The sequence below is a fragment of the Vibrio sp. 1-Bac 57 genome, from assembly GCF_037546855.1.
Lineage (GTDB): Bacteria > Pseudomonadota > Gammaproteobacteria > Enterobacterales > Psychromonadaceae > Psychromonas.
On record NZ_JALAAC010000030.1, the window covers coordinates 35,327 to 54,875 of the forward strand.

Here is a 19,549-nt window from a genome sequence, read left to right on the forward strand (position 1 = left end):
CTCAGTTTAGTGAAGGGTATTAGAAATAGGCGTTGCCATGTTACGGGAAAATGTATTAAAACATAACATAGCGCTAACGCGAAGGTACTCAACAATTTCAGCAAAAGCAATTTCAGACTCTTCATCTTCTTGTTCAAAATCTAAAGATAGTTGTGAGATATCACGAATATCTCGAATCACTTCTTGTACATCTTCCGATGCTTGATTTAGTGCCTGTTGCACCATACCAAAACCGACTAAAAAACCCTGTGCCCATTGCGCCATCGCTTCAGCTCTTTCATCTAAAGGTTTTTCATCATCAGGTAATAATAAGTTAAAGCCTAAACCATCGTCAGCACATTGCTTCACCACCTCTGCATAAATATCAGCAACAAGTTTTTTTATTGGTTGTGGCAACGCCATTCCCTCATTAACAACATCATTAAATAATGGTTGCCAACTTTTATCATCAAGGGCAATACCACCGCAAACAAAGCCAGATAAGACTCCGTGAGTTTCGGCAGCATTGGTGAATAACTCAGCACCTTCAAGGGCTTGCGAAATTTTTTCAAAACTTGGTAGTACAGCTGAATTCATAAGGACACTCTTAATCAATAAAAGATAATTGCTATATTCTATCATCCACAGGATCTCGTCGCCACTAAGTACTTGAAACTTGATAGCTAGGTCGATATAGTTCGCCCATTATATGACATTTTTTTAGGGAGGTTCACTGTTCCCTTAATTTGCAACACTAACGGGGGCTTTTATGGCACATCTTGATATTACTATTTTAGGCCAACAATACAAAATCAGCTGCCCAGAAGGTGAGCAAGAAAGTTTATTAGGCTCTGTTGCACAAGTTAATGAACATTTAAAAGAAATGAGAACCTCGGCACGCACTTTAAGAAGCGATCAACTGGTTGTAATGGCAGCATTAAATTATCGCCATCAACTGAATACATTAAAAGAAGAAAATCAAGCGCAGACCGAGCAATTAAATAAACGTATTCAACAATTACAAGATGCCATTAACGGTGCATTAGATAACACTGCTTTATTAAAAGACTAACATTTTATTTTCTGCTTTATTTATTGAACAACCTTATATTTTTATATCCCTTTAATATTACTAATTGCAATCACTCATACTGTCTTTGATTGACTTTGCAATTACGATTAAAAATTCATCATTCAATGCAAAAGTTCTTATTTTTTGCCAAAAACCCTTTTAAAAACGATTAAATGTATGTACAGTTTATTTAACCCTCGGGTACCCGTTAATCTTGACTAAGTCCCTGAGCCGATAAGCATTACCCTGGTGAATTTGTTTGGATACTATTGTGTAAGCTCGACTTGTATCGAGAAACCTGCGGTAGACACGAGTACACCAACCTTGACCTTCGGGTTCAAGGTCACAGTCAAAAGCGGTATCCTTGGGTTAACTTCAATTTCTTATTATCATTTATGTTACATCCCGTTATTTCTATCCCTTAAATCTATTCCTAGAGTTAACCAGTTTAGTTTCAACCACTCCTTTGTCTTCTCTTATTTTGTTTAACCTGCTTATTTTAAGTTAATCTTAAGATATACTTTTAAAATCATCGTTATAACTAAGCAGAAATAAAATAATGGCTAATACTATTTCTACACAGCGCAATACCATTCGACAACAAGTACGAAGTGCACGTAAGGCTTTGTCCTGCAATGAACAACAACAAGCATCTTGTCAATTGTTACAAACCTTAAAACAACACCCCAAAGTACAACAGGCACAACATGTATCAGTGACTTTAGCCTATGACGGTGAAATAGATCTTAATCCTTTTATTGACTGGTGTTGGCAGCAACAAAAACAAGTGTATTTACCTGTTGTGCATCCAACTAAAACTGGGCAGCTATTATTTCTCGCGTATCATAAAAATACTGAAATGAGCATCAACCGCTATGGGATTGCCGAACCTAAATTCACGCATACGACAAAAAACATTGAACAGACATGCCCAGCACAATCCTTAGACTTGGTGCTAACGCCGTTAGTTGCGTTTGATCAACAAGGTAACAGAATAGGTATGGGAGGAGGTTATTACGACAGGTTATTAGCGCCTTGGTTTACTCAAAAAACCGGCCCCTACCCCATTGGGTTGGCTCATGATTGCCAATATATAAATGCCCTACCAATTCAAGAATGGGATGTCCCTTTGCCCGAGGTGATCACACCGAGTCAACACTTCTATTTTGAATAACCCAAAGGATGGTTGATCTTTTAAATTTATTATCGCGATGATCTGCAGGTTTTAGCCAAGACAGACTCTATGTAATGTAATCTAAGCTTATGTACTGTGATTAGGGAATGTCATGTTCCCATAACTAAGCGAAAGCACAGTATTTACAGTGAGCCAAGGTGACCGTAAGACGCTATGTACTTTGTTGAAAAATACACTTATATCACTAGGGTTGATTATGCCCGCCTCCATCAAAACACCATGTAATGAATAAAATTTCAACAACAAAGATCAACTCCCCTTAAGTATTTAATGATTTTTCATAAATTTAGCTTAAATTAAAAGCACGGTTAAGGGTATAATCGCGCCACTTTAACGACATTGCTCACTCAATAGGATACAAGTCATGACTCAAGACGAGAAGAAAAAAGCTGCCGCTTATGCTGCCTTAGAATACGTAGAAAAAGATACCATTATTGGTGTTGGTACAGGTTCAACGGTTAATCATTTTATCGATGCATTAGCAACCATAAAAAATGACATCATAGGTGCAGTCTCTAGCTCAGATGCATCAACAGCTAAGTTAAAAGGTTACGGCATTGAAGTTTTTGATTTGAATGAAGTCTCTGAGTTAAGTGTCTATGTTGACGGCGCCGATGAAATTAATGCCTACAATCACATGATCAAAGGTGGCGGTGCTGCACTAACTCGTGAAAAGATTGTATCAGCTGTTGCTAAAAAGTTTATTTGTATTGTTGATGATACTAAAAATGTTGATATTTTAGGTGCTTTCCCGCTACCGGTTGAAGTGATTCCAATGGCTCGTAGCTATGTAGCCCGTGAGTTAGTTAAATTAGGCGGAGATCCTGTATACCGTGAAGGCGTGGTAACTGATAACGGTAACGTTATTCTAGATGTACATAATCTTAAAATTGCTGAACCATTGAAATTAGAAAACCAAATTAACGCAATCGTTGGTGTAGTGACAAATGGTCTATTTGCAAACCGCGCAGCTAATGTTGTTTTAGTGGGCGCAGAAGATGGCGTTAAAACGATAAAATAGTTAAATATATTGCTCTCTTTGACTGATAAATAAACACAGAGAGCAGTAATGACCTAAATAGTAATAAGTTGTTTCAATTTTTCATATACGAAATAACAGTCTCAGATTCACAATTACAACTATTTTTGCTATTTTACGAGCACTAAAATTATTCTTTAAATTGCTGTTCCACATACCTCCATAAGGCCCAAGGAAATACAATGACCAAGTTTTCACTCAACAAAGATAAAATTAAAATTCTTCTTCTAGAAGGTTTACACCAAAGTTCAGTTGATACTTTTACTCAAGCTGGTTACAACAACATCGAAAGTATTAAAACGTCATTAAGTGAAGAAGACTTAATCGAGAAAATAAAAGATGCACATTTTATCGGTATTCGTTCTCGCTCTAACCTATCTGCAAAAGTATTAGACGCAGCAGAAAAATTAGTAGCTATTGGTTGTTTTTGTATTGGTACAAACCAAGTTGATTTAAATGCAGCACAAGCAAAAGGGATCGCAGTTTTTAATGCACCTTTCTCAAACACTCGCAGTGTAGCTGAGTTAGTACTTGGACAAGCTTTATTATTATTACGTGGCGTACCTGAGCGTAATGCTAAAGCGCACCGCGGTGAATGGGATAAATCAGCAACGGCTTCATACGAAGCACGTGGCAAAAACTTAGGTATTATTGGTTACGGCCATATCGGTACACAGTTTGGTATTCTTGCTGAAGGCCTAGGCTTTAACGTTTCTTTCTATGATATTGAAAGCAAACTAACATTAGGTAATGCAACTCAAGTTGCTACTTTAAAAGAGCTATTAGAAAAGTCTGATGTAATTAGCTTGCACGTACCAGAAGTTGATTCAACTAAAAACATGATGGGAGCAGATGAATTTGCTCAAATGAAAGATGGTGCCATCTTTATGAATGCAGCACGAGGTACGGTGGTTGATATCCCTGCTTTATGTGATGCATTACGTAGCAAAAAATTATCGGGTGCAGCAGTGGATGTATTCCCTACTGAGCCAAAATCAAACAATGAAGAATTTGAATCTCCATTACGTGAATTTGACAATGTTATTTTGACTCCACATGTTGGTGGCAGCACACAAGAAGCACAGGAAAACATTGGCTACGAAGTAGCAGGTAAATTAGTGAAGTACTCTGATAACGGTTCTACACTGTCATCTAAAAACTTCCCTGAAGTATCTTTACCGCTTCATAAAGATGCAAGTCGTCTGTTACACATTCACCGTAACCAACCAGGTATTCTTACTAAGATAAACTTGGCATTTGCTGATAACAATATCAACATTGCGGCACAATACTTACAAACAAATGAAAACATTGGTTATGTTGTTATTGATGTAAACAGTGAAGATGCAGATACAGCCTTAGACAAGTTAAAAGAGATTGAAGGTACTATTCGAGCGCGTTTATTAAAGTAATAACGCAATGAAAAACTAAAATAGGACTCATTGAGTCCTATTTTTTTGCGCTAATTTTATACAAGTCCCACTTACAAATCCCCTACTTCTAAAGCGAAGCTTATTACATTTTTATTAGTTAAAACTAATTAGCCTTTCATTTACAAAAGCCCTTAAATTTTTAATCAACTTTTCACTGCACTTATGATCTGAATCCAAGGATTTTAAAAGTCACACATTTTTAAAATACTCACTGTTTTATTGATATATAACAATAAAGAGGTAGTCAGGCAAAGCACAGGTTAATTTCCTATCTATAATTAATTAACTTTTACTTCAACCAACAGATCCTAGGAAGTACCAATGGCAATTAAATTTACTATCAAAGCAAAACTGGTCACCACTTTATGCGTACCTCTGCTCATCATGGCTTCCTTTTTTATCTATTCACTAATAGAAACTGAAAATATTGTCCTTGAAAAAGAAAAAGAAAATGTTCAAGTACAACTAGATGAAATACTTGATCAAAACCTCAGAGGTCAAGTTGATACCATCGCGTTCGCGATTTCTGATTATTATGAATCTTCTAAAATTGAAAATATAAAGAAAAACTTGGCCACTGAAATGTCTGAGTTTAGAAGTACTATCACAAATATTTATGAAAAGAGTGGTTCATATTGGGAAGCTGAAATGAGTATTTATGCTTTTCTACAACAGCATCGCTGGAATAATGGACGCTATTTATTTGCCTATGATGCGAACACTGTGATCAGCAAAGCTTATGGTAGCGATATTAGTGAAGTCGGAAAAAGTGGTTACGAAAAAGTCGATGCTAAAGGTAAATTTTTTGTAAGAGATGTTATTGCTGCAGCGCAAAAAGAAGATATAGGGTTTAGTGAGTACTCTTTTTTAAATCCAACCACACAAACCATCGAAGAGAAAATGACCGCTTCATTTTATTTCAAACCATTAAATTTAGTGATAGCCAGTGGAGAATACGTTAGCACACTGAGAAAAGAAAATATTGAAGCCGCTATAAATGCAGTTAATGTCGCTAAATATGGGCTTAATGGCTATTTTTGGATCCAAGATGAAGATGGAACCATTATTGCTCATCCTAAAACGGATATTATTGGCACTAAAACCGACAGTACTCAATTGATAGCCAAACACATTCAAGGAAAACAAGAGTCAACGGTTGACATCGTTTATGAAAACCCGGTCACTAAAAAAAGTGAAAACAAAATAGCTTATAGCCGAAAAATATTCCCAGAGTGGGGCTGGATACTTTCTACGGGAGCTTATGAGAACGATATTATTGCTGTTCAAGACAATTTAACAAACGCCACTCGACATATTTTTGATGACCAAGTAGCCTCAATGTTCACTTCTTCAGCAGTATTAATCATAGTGTCACTTTTACTCATTATTTTAATCATTACTGCAATTGTTAAAAACCTACACTCTTTGAAAGAACGTATTGACACTCTATCTACTGGCGAAGCAGACTTAACATCACGCCTGACTATTACTAACGATGATGAGTTAGGTGATATTAGTCATTCAGTGAATAAATTTATTATGTACTTACAATCAATGATGCTTGATATTTCGCAGGCATCAGCGCATATAACGACCAGCACTGAACAACTTAATCAACAATCGATGCAGGCAAATAGCGCTTTAATTGCACATGCGAGCGAAACAGAACAAGTTGTTAGCGCAATAACAGAAATGAGTAGCACATCCGAAACTGTTGCTCAAAATGCAGCAGATACTGCGTTTAATACTCAACAAGCAAATGATGAAGCCATTTTATCAAAAACGATTGTGAGCGAAGCATCGAACAGTGTTTTAGCGTTAGTAGATGAAGTTGACTCGGCATCCGCAAGCATTAATACCATGAGTAATAATACGCAAGAAATTATTAAAGCATTGAGTGTTATTGGTGATATAGCAGACCAAACTAATTTATTAGCTCTAAATGCGGCAATAGAAGCGGCTCGAGCAGGTGAGCAAGGTAGAGGCTTTTCTGTAGTAGCGGATGAAGTTCGTTCACTTGCAGCGCGTACCCAAACCAGCACCGCGGAAATTAATCAAATATTGAATACGTTAAGTAGTGATGCAAGCAATGCAGTGTCTACAATGGATGCCACAAGATCAAGTTGTCAACGTGCAGCAGAAAACACAGCTCGAGTTACCGATAGCTTGGATAATATGACTAATTTTATTATTCAAATTAACGATTTAAGTACGCAGATTGCAACGGCTTCTGAAGAACAAAGTAGTGTTACTGAAGAAGTAAGTCGCAACATGACCAACATAAATGAAATGGTACAAGAACTAACTAAAAATGGCCAAGCAACAGTGGATAGTACACAAACGTTGGCATCTGCTAATACACAATTAGATGCATTGGTGAAAAAGTTTAAATTGCAATAACGGTAATGATCATCTTAATCCAATAGGATGAAGGTAATTTAAATTTAACGGTTGCCAAGTAAAAGCTAAAAAAGTATAAAAAACATTTTGATTGTTAAGGCCCTTTCCCTTGGACCCGGCCCTAAAGTTTGTGTAATAGCATAACTTATTACTGAGTTTTAGCTTTTAAAATAAAAGAGCTGTAATGTCATTACAGCTCTTTTATTATTGTAGTTATTTTATATTCTGTAAATAATTCAGTATTTTACTTACCCGCGAAAGACTGAATTCACTAAAGTACAGAGCTAATGGAATTAAATAACTGTCAGTTCTTTAGCAATATTGCCACGTGTTGCATTTGAATATGGGCAAACTAAATCAGCTTTTTCGACTAAAGCCTGTGCCTGTGCTTTATCCATATCACCCAGTGATACAGCAAGTTTAACAGCTATCCCAAAACCACCTTCAATGGGACCAATAGCAACTTCAGAATTAATGTAGATATCACTTGAAAGTTTTACTTTTTCAGCCGCTGCAACATGTTTTAATGCACCAATAAAACAAGCAGCATAACCCGCCGCAAATAATTGTTCTGGGTTGGTTCCCTGCCCATCATCACCACCTAAGTTTTTGGGTGTTGATAATTTAATATCTAAACGAGCATCATCGGATTTAGCAACACCTTCACGGCCACCTGTTGCTGTCGCTTTAGCTGTGTATGCGATTTCTTGTAATACATTCATAGTGAACTCCAAAGTTTATATTAATTAGGTAATTTATTTTGCATGCAAAACAATATTAACCAAGATAAATAGCAATTGCAAATATTTTGCATGCAAATTAAAATAAAGAATAAGTATAAATATAAAAATAAATATAAAAATAAATATAAAAATACATACAGGGGTATTGTGATGCCATTTGAACAATTAAAGCTAAAAAATCAGTTATGCCACCGTTTATACATGGCTTCCAACAGCATTGCTCGAGCCTACCGTTCGCCATTAGCTGAAATTAACTTAACTTACCCTCAGTATGTTGTGATGATGGCACTATGGGAAAAAGATCAGATAACTATCGCAGAACTTATTGAAAAAACAGCAATTGATGGCAGTGCTTTGACGCAAATTTTAAAGAAAATGACAGATAAAAAGATACTTGCAGTGGTTAAAGATGAACAAGATAAACGTAAACGTCACATCCAACTTACTAATGAAGGACAAGCATTAAAACTAAAAGCGGCACATATACCAAATGAAATTCGCTGTAAGTTTGATAGCATCGATGCAACTCAATCATTACAACTGATGCAAGCACTAGACTTAGTCGTTAATGATTTAAAAAATGACAATTAACATAAAAAGCATCAATAGCATCAATAGCATCAATAGCATCAATAGCAATATTATAACGACTAAATAGGATGCGTTGCATTACTACTGTTTAGACTTTCAAGTTTATAACTGTAATGCGTCTAACTGTAATGCGTCACTGATTTTTATGTAACCTAGAGCATATGTGATAATTGTATACATAAGTAATTGTGCATAAAAAGTAAAACATCACTTCGGTTTATTACTAACCAACACATCTCGCTTTATTTCTAGCCAACACATACTGTTCAAATTCGTCAGCGGGTAAAGGCTTGCTAAAATAAAATCCCTGTATCACATCGCAGCCTATCCCTTCAAGAAATGCGAGTTGCTCGCTGTTTTCTATCCCTTCAGCTACCACTGATAATTCGAGGCTATGCGCCATCGCAACGATCGCTCGCACAATGGCACAATCTTCACGCTTGGTTGGCACGTCAATAATAAATGCTCGGTCTATTTTTAACTCATTTAACGGGAAGCGTTTTAAATAACTTAATGAAGAGTATCCTGTTCCAAAGTCATCAATTGATAGCTTCGGCCCTTGCTTTCTGATCCCTTTCATTACATCAATGGCACGTTCTTCATCGCCCATCAACATACCTTCAGTAATTTCAATAGTAAGGTACTTCATGTCCATACCAGAAGATAATGCAGCCGCCATGGTTCGATCAATATGTTTTGCTATAAACTGTTGCGGCGAGACATTAACTGATATTTTTAAATCCCCTAAACCTTGATCTTGCCATACTTTATTTTGGCGGCAGGCTTCATGAATGACCCACTCTCCGATACCTGGAATGAGACCAGATTTTTCTGCAATATCAATAAAATGAAAGGGAGATAACAATCCTTTTTCAGGATGTTGCCAGCGAACTAGTGCCTCCATTCCCATCACCTGATTTGTTTTAGTATTGATTTTAGGCTGATAATGCACAACGAACTCTTGTAAATCGATTGCACGCCTAAGTTCAGACTCCATTTGTAAACGCTCTTTGGCTTTATTATTGATATCTTTTGAATAAAACTGATAGTTATCTCGCCCCTTATGCTTAGCAAACTCTGTCGCCGCACTGGTATTTTTCATCAAGGAATCCGTCGTTTCTGCATCATCAGGGTAAACAGCAATACCAATACTCGCCGTTACAAAGACATCATGACCATTTATAACAAAAACACCTTTCATTACCCCTAATAAGCGCTCTGCAATATAAGCTGAATCTTCAGCAGCTGCACCTCCGGGTAACAAAATGCTAAATTCATCTCCGCTGAGTCGCGCAATATTCAGCCATAGATCATCTCTTCCAGTATGGCTAATAACATCCGTGAATCTAACTGCACCCGATAACCTATCGGCAATCTGTTGCAGTAATAAGTCCCCTGACTTGGGGCCTAAAGTATCATTAATTTCTTTAAATCTATCCACACTTAAGTTCATTACTGCAACTGAATCTTTGTATCTAATGGCGTTCATCAACGCCCAATCTAAGCGGTCCATAAATCGAGCGCGATTAGGTAGCCCAGTTAAAGAATCATAAAAGGCTAATTGGTCTTGGTAAGCTTTTACCGTTAAGGTATTACGTAAGCGTAAAGCCAGTTCACTTGCGTCGATTGGTTTTGCTAGAAAATCTGTAGCACCAAGTTCAAGCGCTTTTAGTTTAGTAGCAGCATCAGATGCGGAAGTTAATACAATCACAGGGATACGTTTTAATAGTTCATGAGAACGTACTTCTCTTAAAATTTCAAAACCATTCACTATCGGCATTTTAAGGTCGAGTAATAAAATATCCGGTGGATTTAGCTTCAACTTTTCCATCGCCAGTGTTGAGTCTTCAATATTAATGAAATTCTGATAACCTTCATCTTCTAGAAAGCTTTGTAATATTTCCATCAGAATAGGTTCATCATCTATCATCATAATCACAGCATTTTTTAATTGTATGTGAAGATTATCAACGCAAGCACTTGGCTTATCGAGTTTATCAATATTCAGATTATTCACTCACTTCCCCTACGCTTTTTTTATCTTTTTCTGTAGAATATTCAACTATTTCAGGCATATTAGCTTTTTCAGAAACACTAGATAAATCGATATTTTTTGTCATCTGTTTAATTGTTTTGAGTAAATTTATAGCATTAATTGAATCTTTCTCATTTGCTGATGTTTCAAGCTTTATTGCTGGTTCGGTAAAATCATGGAAGCCAATAGTGCCAGCCGACCCTTTAAGCCAGTGTGCTAAATCGGCTAACTCTACAAAATCACCTTGCTCTAATGCAGTATTCATTACTCTAATTTTCTCATCTAATCTCAACACAAATTTCTCAACCATTGGTCTTAATTTAGGTGTGCTCATCAATAAACTTGATCTGATTGGAGCACTTGCAGATATCGTCTGTTCGGTAACAACATTGGCCTTACTCTCAGTAATTTCTTGCTCGATAGTGTCAATGTTATCATTCACCTCTAGACGTGAAATCAAATCACTAATTTCTGCAATTTGCGCTCTAACAGCAACTCGATCTTGTTGCATAGCATAGGCCTCTAATGCTTCTGCTGGTTCAGTGAAATCATGAAAACCAACCGATCCTGCAGATCCTTTCAACCAATGTGCTAAGTCAGCGAGTTGCTCATAATTAGCTGTAGCAGCTGCTTGTTCTATTAAGCTAAATTGTTCATCTAAACGAGTAATAAAACGTCCGATTAAGCTTCGGTACTTATTTTTTGCCCCTGGCAAAGATGAATGGATAGCAGCCTTGAGCGGAGTGTTTTCTGTCATTTTTTCGTTAACCGAGTCTTCAATCATCAATGCAGTGTTAGCTGCTTCTTGTTGTAGCGACGTTGTTGCAGTTGCAATCTTACCTCCCAACTCATTAGCCAAGTATTTAAGCAATTTATCAATATCAATGGGTTTCGTCATGTAGCCTGAATATCCCGCAGAGAGACACTCACTTTCAGCTCCTTTCATTGCATGTGCCGTTAAAGCGATAATAGGAATGCTAATACCTTTTTCACGCATCAAACGTACCGCTGTATAACCATCCATAATCGGCATCTGTACATCCATTAAAATAAGATCAAAGTTTCCAGCTGTAGCCATACTCACCGCTTGTTGACCATTAACAGCGGTTTCAATACTCAGCCCAGCCCCACTTAAGACGACCTCTAATAAATCTCTATTTTCATCGCCATCATCTACCACTAAAATATTCGCATCGGGGAAAATCCATGTGACTTGTTGCTCTGCAGTATTAGATGTAATTTCTTGCATGACTTCGGTGGAGGAAAGCAACCTAGCTTGCGGAACGGCTTCAACTTCTATATTGACAATAAAACAACTGCCTTTACCTTGCTCACTAGTAACCGTAATATCGCCTCCCAGCGCTTCAGCAAAACGTTTACTAATAGTAAGACCCAAACCAGTACCACCAAAACGTCGTGTGATCGAACTATCTGCTTGTACAAATGGTTTAAAAACCGCTTCAGCTTGTTCCTGTGTCATGCCGATACCCGTATCTGAGACCTCAATAATCAGTCTCGACTTATGCTTTTCTGACTTATAACGTGTACTTAGTTTAACCACTCCACTTTCAGTAAATTTTATAGAGTTACCAACTAAATTAGTTAATATTTGTCTTATTTTACCCGCGTCTGTTAATACAAGTTCAGGCATGCTATCGATGGCAACAAACTCAAGATTAATACCTTTTTCCTGGGCTTTCACCCCCATCACTTTAACCACTTCTTGAACTATTTGATGTGCAGGGCAAGGTAAGGTTTCAATTTCAATTTTTCCAGCTTCAACCTTTGATAAATCCAGTATATCGTTAATTAAGCCAAGTAGATGTTTACCGCTGGAGGCGATCGTACCTAAATAACGCTTACTTTCTACAGGATCGTTACTATGGCCGCGGATTAGCACCTCTGTAAATCCAAGAATGGCATTCATTGGCGTACGTATTTCGTGACTCATATTGGATAAAAAATCACTTTTTGCACGGTTTGCCATTTCAGCTTCTTCTTTAGAGCGACGTAATTCTATCTCTTTCTCTTCTAACTTAGTAATATCATCAAAACTGACCATCATACCAGCTACTTTACCGTTTTGACCTAATACTGGTGAACAATTAACCATGAAGGTATAACGAATATTGTCATCTAGCTCTAAATACAACATATGATTCATTTGCAGTGAACTGGATGCAAGGGCAATTTCCCATGGGTATTTTGGCTCAGGGTTTGGAGAAACGCTTTCATTCTCGCTACGAGCCATGACTTGCTCCCAGCTAAACTTTGCAATACTACGTCCCATTAAATCTTCTGGTTTTTCACCGACTAAGACAGAGAAGGCCTCATTCGCTAACACTATATTTTGCTTAACATCTAAGACTAATAACCCCTCAGCCATAGTATCCAATGCTGAACGGACCCGGCCAGGAATGGCTTGAGAGGGGTCCAACTGTTTAAGCATTTTTCCTAAGTAAAACTTGAAAAAAATGAAACTGAAGAAAGAAACAAACATAATAAACTGCGCTAAAGGTTCGAAAAAGAAAGCAAACAAGCCAGGATGTTTTAAAGGTTCAAATCGAAGTTCGATATTACCCCATTGTGTATTGCCTTCCCATATTGGCACCACCAACTGCGATTCTGTAGAAGTTCCTTTTTCCATCGCTTTCCATTGCAATTCGTGATCACCAATAATAGCAGCAGCCTTACCTTTTAGAGGCTTAACTGCAGCGGAAAGTATTTGCTCATTGCGAGACACAAGAATATTAAGGTTAGCTTCCATTCGACGTATATCACGGCGTGTAATAAAGACAGAGCTATTAACAGCCACAATTTCAGCAATGGCTGCTCTACCAGCTAATATCGCGCCATACCTATCCGGAAATAACCCTAGAAAAGAAGCAGCGATACTTACGCAAACTACTATGCTCACTAATCTTAATGCGATTCGTGTTTTTGCACTTTGTCCTTTAAATATTTTGCTTATCAACCTGAATTCCTTTCATTCTTTTATTTACAATAATAAAGTCTGTTTTGATATTTTTTAGGTGCCTTATTGTGAAGTAATAGCATTACTATTTATTTTCTTCATTCGCATCGCTGCCATCGGAAACAATCGATTCTAAAGACTCCCCTTCTTCGCCTAACACGCCTCTGGCTTGATTTAGTACCGGAAGCGGGTCTACAAAGCGCCATACGGGTAAGGTTCCCATAACACTCCCTAGCAACACGCCACTCCGGGCTAACCAAGCGACATACCCCGCCGAAACACCAGCAGAAACAGCCAATGAACTGCCAACGGTTGTTTTATTAAAAATAATATCTTGGTCGAGCTCTTGGCGCATCTCATTCAATCCGCTAATAAAATTATTTGTCTGTATTAACATTAGCGGATCATCTTTCATTAAAAAATTATCAATATCATTTTGAAGCTGAGATTGTTGTTCTTCAATCGTATTTTTTTGCAATATTTTCAATACAGTAGCGGTATTAACATTATTATTGCTAACCTGCTGTTCACCATCACTATTAAAAGAAGTAACAGCAGTGTTGATGATTTGCAGTTGATCCTGAAATGCATCTTGTTCAAAGTTATTAATTTGTTCAGGCTCTCCACCTCCTAAACTTTCTTCAGCGCTTTCTTCTATCTCTTCTTGTAGAGCTTCTTCAACTTCCTCTTCTAACATTGTTTCAAGATCTAAAACTTCCTGTTCTAGCTCAACACTGTCAAGTGGAATAAAAATAGGGGTATCAACTACACTCACTCTTTCTTCAATAATTTCTGTAACTTCAGTCGTTTCTGTCATTTCAATATCTACACTAGATACTTTTTGCGGCTGGCTACTAATACTCTCGAGCGTTCCTTGACTATCAATATAGCTCACTATGACGGATATGTTAGTCCCTATATCGGTTGGTTGAAGCACATAACTTGAAGTCGTCGCGGCAGTTATTTCATTACCATTTTTTAGCCACTGAAAAGTAAACTCCCCAAGGCCATCGTCATCGGAAATTAATGAAGTATCTACGACCAATATTTCACCATCACTTAGAGTACCAGTTACTACAACTTTACCTAGTGCAGGGTCATTAACATTAGTGACCAACAAATTAAAACTATCAGTAGCCTTTAAACTACCATTACCATCATCGGCTGTAACTTCGATGGTTAAGCTACCCACATCCGCATTCAAAGGTGTACCAGTAAAGGTTCGCGTAGCGTTATCAAAACTTAACCAAACCGGTAATGCTGAACCATTAGTTAACTGCGCGCTGAAAGTTAAACTATCGCCGCTATCCACATCTTCAAAAGTATCTGCAGCAAAAGTGAAGTTGAAAACGGCATCTTCCATCGCTGATTGATCTGCGATGGCGTTGTTTAAAGTGGGATCGTTATTGCTGTTAGCAATCACAAGTTCAAAGCTATCGACGGCATTCAAGTCACCATTACCATCATCGGCTGTAACTTCGATGGTTAAGCTACCCACATCCGCATTCAAAGGTGTACCAGTAAAGGTTCGAGTAGCGTTATCAAAACTTAACCAAACCGGTAATGCTGAACCATTAGTTAACTGCACGCTGTAAGTTAAACTATCGCCGCTATCCACATCTTCAAAAGTATCTGCAGCAAAAGTGAAGTTGAAAACGGCATCTTCCATCGCTGATTGATCTGCGATGGCGTTGTTTAAAGTGGGAGCATCATTAGTATTCGTGATCACCAGCTCAAAAGTATCTGTTGCAGGAATACCTCCTTGACCATCATCGGCTGTGACTTCAATGTTGATCGTTCCCACATCACTATTCAGCGGTGTGCCAGTAAATGTGCGAGTATTTGTATCAAAACTTAACCAAGTTGGTAACGGTATGTTTCCAACTAGCTGTGCGCTATAGGTCAAGCTATCACCACTATCGACATCGCCAAAAGTATTAGCGGCCAAGGTGAAATTGAACGCGTTGTCTTCCGTCGCTGATTGGTCTGCAGTCGCACTGTCTAAAGTCGGATCATCATTAGTGTTCGTGATCACCAGCTCAAAACTGTCTGTTGCAGGAATACCACCTTGACCATCATTGGCGGTGACTTCAATGTTGATCGTTCCCACATCACTATTCAGCGGTGTGCCAGTAAATGTGCGAGTATTTGTATCAAAACTTAACCAAGTTGGTAACGGTATGTTTCCAACTAGCTGTGCGCTATAGGTCAAGCTATCACCACTATCGACATCGCCAAAAGTATTAGCGGCCAAGGTGAAATTGAACGCGCTGTCTTCCGTCGCTGATTGGTCTGCAGTCGCACTGTCTAAAGTCGGAGCATCATTAGTGTTCGTGATCACCAGCTCAAAACTGTCTGTTGCAGGAATACCACCTTGACCATCATTGGCGGTGACTTCAATGTTGATCGTTCCCACATCACTATTTAGCGGTGTGCCAGTAAATGTGCGAGTATTTGTATCAAAATTTAACCAAGTTGGTAACGGTATGTTTCCAACTAGCTGTGCGCTATAGGTTAAGCTATCACCACTATCGACATCGCCAAAGGCATTAGCAGCCAAGGTGAAATTGAATACGCTATCTTCCGTCGCTGATTGGTCTGTAATCGCATTGTTTAAAGTCGGAGCATCATTAGTGTTCGAGATCACCAGTTGAAAACTGTCTGTTGCAGGAATACCACCTTGACCATCATCGGCGGTGACTTCAATGTTGATCGTTCCCACATCACTATTTAGCGGTGTGCCAGCAAATGTCCGAGTATTTGTATCAAAGCTTAACCACGAAGGTAATGCTGAGCCATTGGTCAACTGTGCGCTATAGGTAAAGCTATCACCACTATCGACATCGCCAAAGGTATTAGCAGCAAAGATAAAGTTGAAAACGGTATCTTCCGTCGCTGATTGATCTGTAATAGCATTATTTAAAGTCGGATCATCATTAGTGTTCGTGATCACCAGCTCAAAACTGTCTGTTGCAGGAATACCACCTTGACCATCATCGGCGGTGACTTCAATGTTGATCGTTCCCACATCACTATTCAAAGGTGTGCCAGTAAATGTGCGAGTACTCGCATCAAAACTTAACCAAGTTGGTAACGGTATGTTTCCAACTAGCTGTGCGCTATAGGTTAAGCTTGCCCCATTATCAACATCATTAAAACTGTTTTCATTGAAGGTAAAATTAAACGTAGTGTCTTCAATCGCGACTTGGTCTAGTAAAAGGTTATCCAACGTTGGATCGTCATTGACCGCGCTAACAAGTAAGTGGATTACCCCATCACTAGGACCTGCTCCTAAAGCGTCTTCAATGTGTGTTGTGATATTAACATCACGTTCGTTATTTGCTGTTGGAAGGAATTCAACATTTGCCAATGCAGCATTAACATCGGTCACTGAACCATTTATCGTCCATATGCCAGATGTACTGTTATAGGAGCTAGAAGCACTTCCAAATACCCCCGAGCTCAATGAGCCTGATGTAGTGTCAGATAAAACCAGTGTTGCGGTGATAGTTTCTGCATTATCAACATCGATTACAACAATATTATCAAAAGAAACAATGCTATCTCCCTCAATATAATTTTTAACTTGGGTTTGATTAGTTGCGCTAGGCACATCATTCATATTAATTATTTCAGACGTTTCTGCACTTGTTAATATTTCAGTTGTCCCCTGTGCATCCTTAAAACTGACCACAATACTTATTTTACTTCCAACATCGGCACCTGATAACGTATACGTTTCATTCGTTTCAGCACTGATATTTAAACCATCTCTTAACCATTGATAGCTAAAGACCCCCAACCCATCTTGATCGCTAATAGTGCTAGTATCGGCGGACAATACATCACCTTCCAAAGTTGCACCGATGATCGTTACATTGCCTAAAGGAGTGTCATTGACATTACTTGTCGTCAAAGTAAAACTATCGCTAGCAACCACACCACCTTGGCCATCATTGGCACTCACTGTGATATTGATACTACCAACATCATTATTAAGTGGCGTACCGCTGAAGGTGAGGGTCGCACTATCGAAAACTAACCAATCAGGTAAAGCACCACCACCAAGTAACTGTGCTGAATAAATTAATGATGCTCCGCTATCCAAATCATTAAATGTATTCGCGGCAAACATAAAATTAAAAGCACTTTTTTCAGTACTAACCTGGTCAGCAATTAAGTGCGCAAGTGTTGGGTCATCATTAACAGCAGTGACTTGCAGGGAAATAACGCCATCAACAGGGCCGGCACCTGATGCATCTTCAATATGAGTGGTGATATAAGTATCAATATCATAATCACTCGAGGGTACAAAAGCTGTCGCAGCTAATGCGGCATTAACATCATCTACAGTACCTGTTACCGTCCAAACTCCAGTTACCGAATGATAAGAGCTCGTTACTGTTGCAAAGGTTCCGGAGGTCAGTTCACCAGCAGAAGGATCAGCCAATGTCAGACTGGCAGTAATAATATCGCCAGAGTCGACGTCACTCACAACGATATCGTTTAAAGCCACATTAATGTCGCCTTCTGTATAATTTTGTACTTGGTTCATTTCTGTTGCATTAGCAGCGTCATTAATATTAACGACGGCAGTGGTCGCAACACTTACGACACTTTCTGTAGTGCCAACTGGCAACCCATTATCTAAGTAGCTAATCACCACAGTGATGGCTTTATCGACGTCATTATTTCCGAGCGTATAGCTCGCACTATTTGCACCTGAAATATTAATGCCATTGCGTTGCCATTGATAACTAAAAGTACCCAATCCATCGGGATCGTTTAATGCCGAGGTATCTGCGTTAAGGGTTTCTCCTTGCTTCGGTGTACCATTTATAAACACACTACCCGTAGGTATATAATTACTACCTGTCACAGTGGCTGTCGTCTCACTAACAACAACTTCAGAGGTACCATGCAAATCGGTATAACTTGCCACTACTTTAAGAGTTTGGTTATCGTCACTAACGGTAATGGTGTAGGTATTTTCTGTTGCACCGACTATATCAATACCATTTCGTTGCCATTGATAGTTAATGACACCTAAGCCATCTTGGTCAAGCAAATCATTATTAACAGTAAGTGTGTTACCGACGGTCGCTGTACCTGTTATCGAAATAGTGCCTGTTGGTAGGTCATTAATATTCGCAACAGCAATCGTTTGTTCACTAGTAATGGTTTCTAATGTCCCTTGAGCATCGGTATAACTCACTTGATATGAAATAACCGAACCAACATCGGCATCGTCAAGCATATAAGAGCTTGTTGTCGCACCACTGATAGCAACACCATCTCGCAACCATTGATAATTAAACGAGCCTAATCCATCATCGTCAGCTAGAGTAGAGGTATTTGCAGTTAAAATTTGGTTTTCTATCACTGAACCGGTGATCGTGGCAGTACCATTTGGTAAGTCATTACTGTTAGAAATAATGAGATTAAAACTATCTGTTGCTGCGATTCCACCATTGTTATCGTTGGCAATCACTTCAATCGAAAGCGTTCCTATATCATCATTTGTAGGCGTTCCACTAAAAGTTCGTGTATTTGAATCGAAATTTAACCAAGCCGGAATTAAAGCGCCACCAACTAGTTGCGTGGAGTAACTAATATTATCGCCACTATCAATATCACTAAAAGTATTTGCTGCAAAAGTGAAAGTGAATAGCGAATCTTCAGTCGCAGTTTGATCATTAATGTCATGCTCAAGAGTGGGATCATCATTACTATTTGCTATAACAAGTTCAAAACTATCTGATGCAGGTATACCACCATTGCCATCATCTGCAATCACTTCAATGGAAATAGTTCCTACATCTTGATTGAGGGGTATACCACTAAAAGTACCCGTGCTCGCATTAAAGTTCAGCCAACTTGGTAATGTGCCCCCACCTAGTAATTGAGCGCTATAGGTAATAGTATCGGCGTTATCAATGTCCTTAAAACTGTGTTCAGGCAAGATGAAATTAAACAAAGTATCTTCACTAGCCGATTGATCAGGAATGCTACTCTCTAAGGTTGGGTCATCATTCTCAGGCGCCACAGTTAAGATGATCAAACCATCAATTGGCCCCGTATTAGCCAC

General features: G+C 38.5%; 11 protein-coding genes and 1 other RNA gene. 7 read left to right on the plus strand and 5 right to left on the minus strand.

The features are described from left to right. Positions 1 to 6 precede the first annotated feature (6 nt). The gene (locus MT391_RS16190) at positions 7 to 576 is read right to left on the minus strand and encodes a UPF0149 family protein (protein ID WP_299668178.1); all 570 of its coding nucleotides are present in this window, start codon (positions 574 to 576) and stop codon (positions 7 to 9) included. A gap of 172 nt (positions 577 to 748) precedes the next feature. Here MT391_RS16190 and MT391_RS16195 point away from each other — a divergent pair, with 172 nt between their 5' ends. From MT391_RS16195 to MT391_RS16220, 6 genes are all read left to right on the plus strand, one after another. Next, complete coding sequence (locus MT391_RS16195; RefSeq protein ID WP_166370706.1) at positions 749 to 1,051, plus strand: cell division protein ZapA; 303 nt, start codon at positions 749 to 751, stop codon at positions 1,049 to 1,051. Between the two features lie 190 nt (positions 1,052 to 1,241). Next, positions 1,242 to 1,426, plus strand: a non-coding RNA gene (ssrS, locus tag MT391_RS16200) — 6S RNA. Between the two features lie 196 nt (positions 1,427 to 1,622). After that, positions 1,623 to 2,225: a 5-formyltetrahydrofolate cyclo-ligase gene (locus MT391_RS16205; RefSeq protein ID WP_499499026.1), complete on the plus strand. Its 603-nt coding sequence runs from the start codon at positions 1,623 to 1,625 to the stop codon at positions 2,223 to 2,225. A 385-nt stretch (positions 2,226 to 2,610) separates the two neighbouring features. Further along, a complete protein-coding gene (gene rpiA, locus MT391_RS16210) occupies positions 2,611 to 3,267 on the plus strand; it encodes a ribose-5-phosphate isomerase RpiA (protein ID WP_166370710.1) in 657 nt (218 codons plus the stop codon). A 200-nt stretch (positions 3,268 to 3,467) separates the two neighbouring features. Next, complete coding sequence (serA, locus tag MT391_RS16215; RefSeq protein ID WP_499442518.1) at positions 3,468 to 4,697, plus strand: phosphoglycerate dehydrogenase; 1,230 nt, start codon at positions 3,468 to 3,470, stop codon at positions 4,695 to 4,697. A gap of 342 nt (positions 4,698 to 5,039) precedes the next feature. Further along, positions 5,040 to 7,118 (plus strand): methyl-accepting chemotaxis protein, encoded by a 2,079-nt coding sequence (locus MT391_RS16220; protein ID WP_499499018.1) that lies wholly within the window; start codon positions 5,040 to 5,042, stop codon positions 7,116 to 7,118. Between the two features lie 293 nt (positions 7,119 to 7,411). On the opposite strand, the gene MT391_RS16225 is transcribed toward MT391_RS16220, so the two are convergent. After that, positions 7,412 to 7,840, minus strand: a complete 429-nt coding sequence (locus tag MT391_RS16225; RefSeq protein ID WP_299668160.1) for an organic hydroperoxide resistance protein — start codon at positions 7,838 to 7,840, stop codon at positions 7,412 to 7,414. A 171-nt stretch (positions 7,841 to 8,011) separates the two neighbouring features. Here MT391_RS16225 and MT391_RS16230 point away from each other — a divergent pair, with 171 nt between their 5' ends. Further along, positions 8,012 to 8,452 carry a MarR family winged helix-turn-helix transcriptional regulator gene (locus MT391_RS16230; RefSeq protein ID WP_166370716.1) on the plus strand — a complete coding sequence of 147 codons (441 nt, stop codon included), beginning with the start codon at positions 8,012 to 8,014 and terminating at the stop codon, positions 8,450 to 8,452. A gap of 223 nt (positions 8,453 to 8,675) precedes the next feature. Here the strand turns inward: MT391_RS16230 and MT391_RS16235 are convergent, their stop codons facing one another. The 3 genes from MT391_RS16235 to MT391_RS16245 form a co-directional block, all read right to left on the minus strand. Beyond that, positions 8,676 to 10,469 carry a GGDEF/EAL domain-containing response regulator gene (locus tag MT391_RS16235; RefSeq protein WP_499499020.1) on the minus strand — a complete coding sequence of 598 codons (1,794 nt, stop codon included), beginning with the start codon at positions 10,467 to 10,469 and terminating at the stop codon, positions 8,676 to 8,678. Beyond that, positions 10,462 to 13,461, minus strand: a complete 3,000-nt coding sequence (locus MT391_RS16240) for a response regulator (RefSeq protein WP_499499022.1) — start codon at positions 13,459 to 13,461, stop codon at positions 10,462 to 10,464. The genes MT391_RS16235 and MT391_RS16240 overlap by 8 nt, the downstream gene beginning before the upstream one ends. A gap of 85 nt (positions 13,462 to 13,546) precedes the next feature. Continuing rightward, the gene (locus MT391_RS16245; RefSeq protein WP_499499024.1) at positions 13,547 to 19,522 is read right to left on the minus strand and encodes a beta strand repeat-containing protein; all 5,976 of its coding nucleotides are present in this window, start codon (positions 19,520 to 19,522) and stop codon (positions 13,547 to 13,549) included. Positions 19,523 to 19,549 lie beyond the last annotated feature (27 nt).

Excerpts from the sequence above, each read along its gene's own strand:
- MT391_RS16220 (WP_499499018.1), top strand. The coding sequence starts at position 5,040 with ATGGCAATTAAATTTACTATCAAAGCAAAACTGGTCACCACTTTATGC.
- serA (WP_499442518.1), top strand. The coding sequence starts at position 3,468 with ATGACCAAGTTTTCACTCAACAAAGATAAAATTAAAATTCTTCTTCTA.
- MT391_RS16190 (WP_299668178.1), bottom strand. The coding sequence starts at position 576 with ATGAATTCAGCTGTACTACCAAGTTTTGAAAAAATTTCGCAAGCCCTT.
- MT391_RS16230 (WP_166370716.1), top strand. The coding sequence starts at position 8,012 with ATGCCATTTGAACAATTAAAGCTAAAAAATCAGTTATGCCACCGTTTA.
- rpiA (WP_166370710.1), top strand. The coding sequence starts at position 2,611 with ATGACTCAAGACGAGAAGAAAAAAGCTGCCGCTTATGCTGCCTTAGAA.
- MT391_RS16225 (WP_299668160.1), bottom strand. The coding sequence starts at position 7,840 with ATGAATGTATTACAAGAAATCGCATACACAGCTAAAGCGACAGCAACA.
- MT391_RS16195 (WP_166370706.1), top strand. The coding sequence starts at position 749 with ATGGCACATCTTGATATTACTATTTTAGGCCAACAATACAAAATCAGC.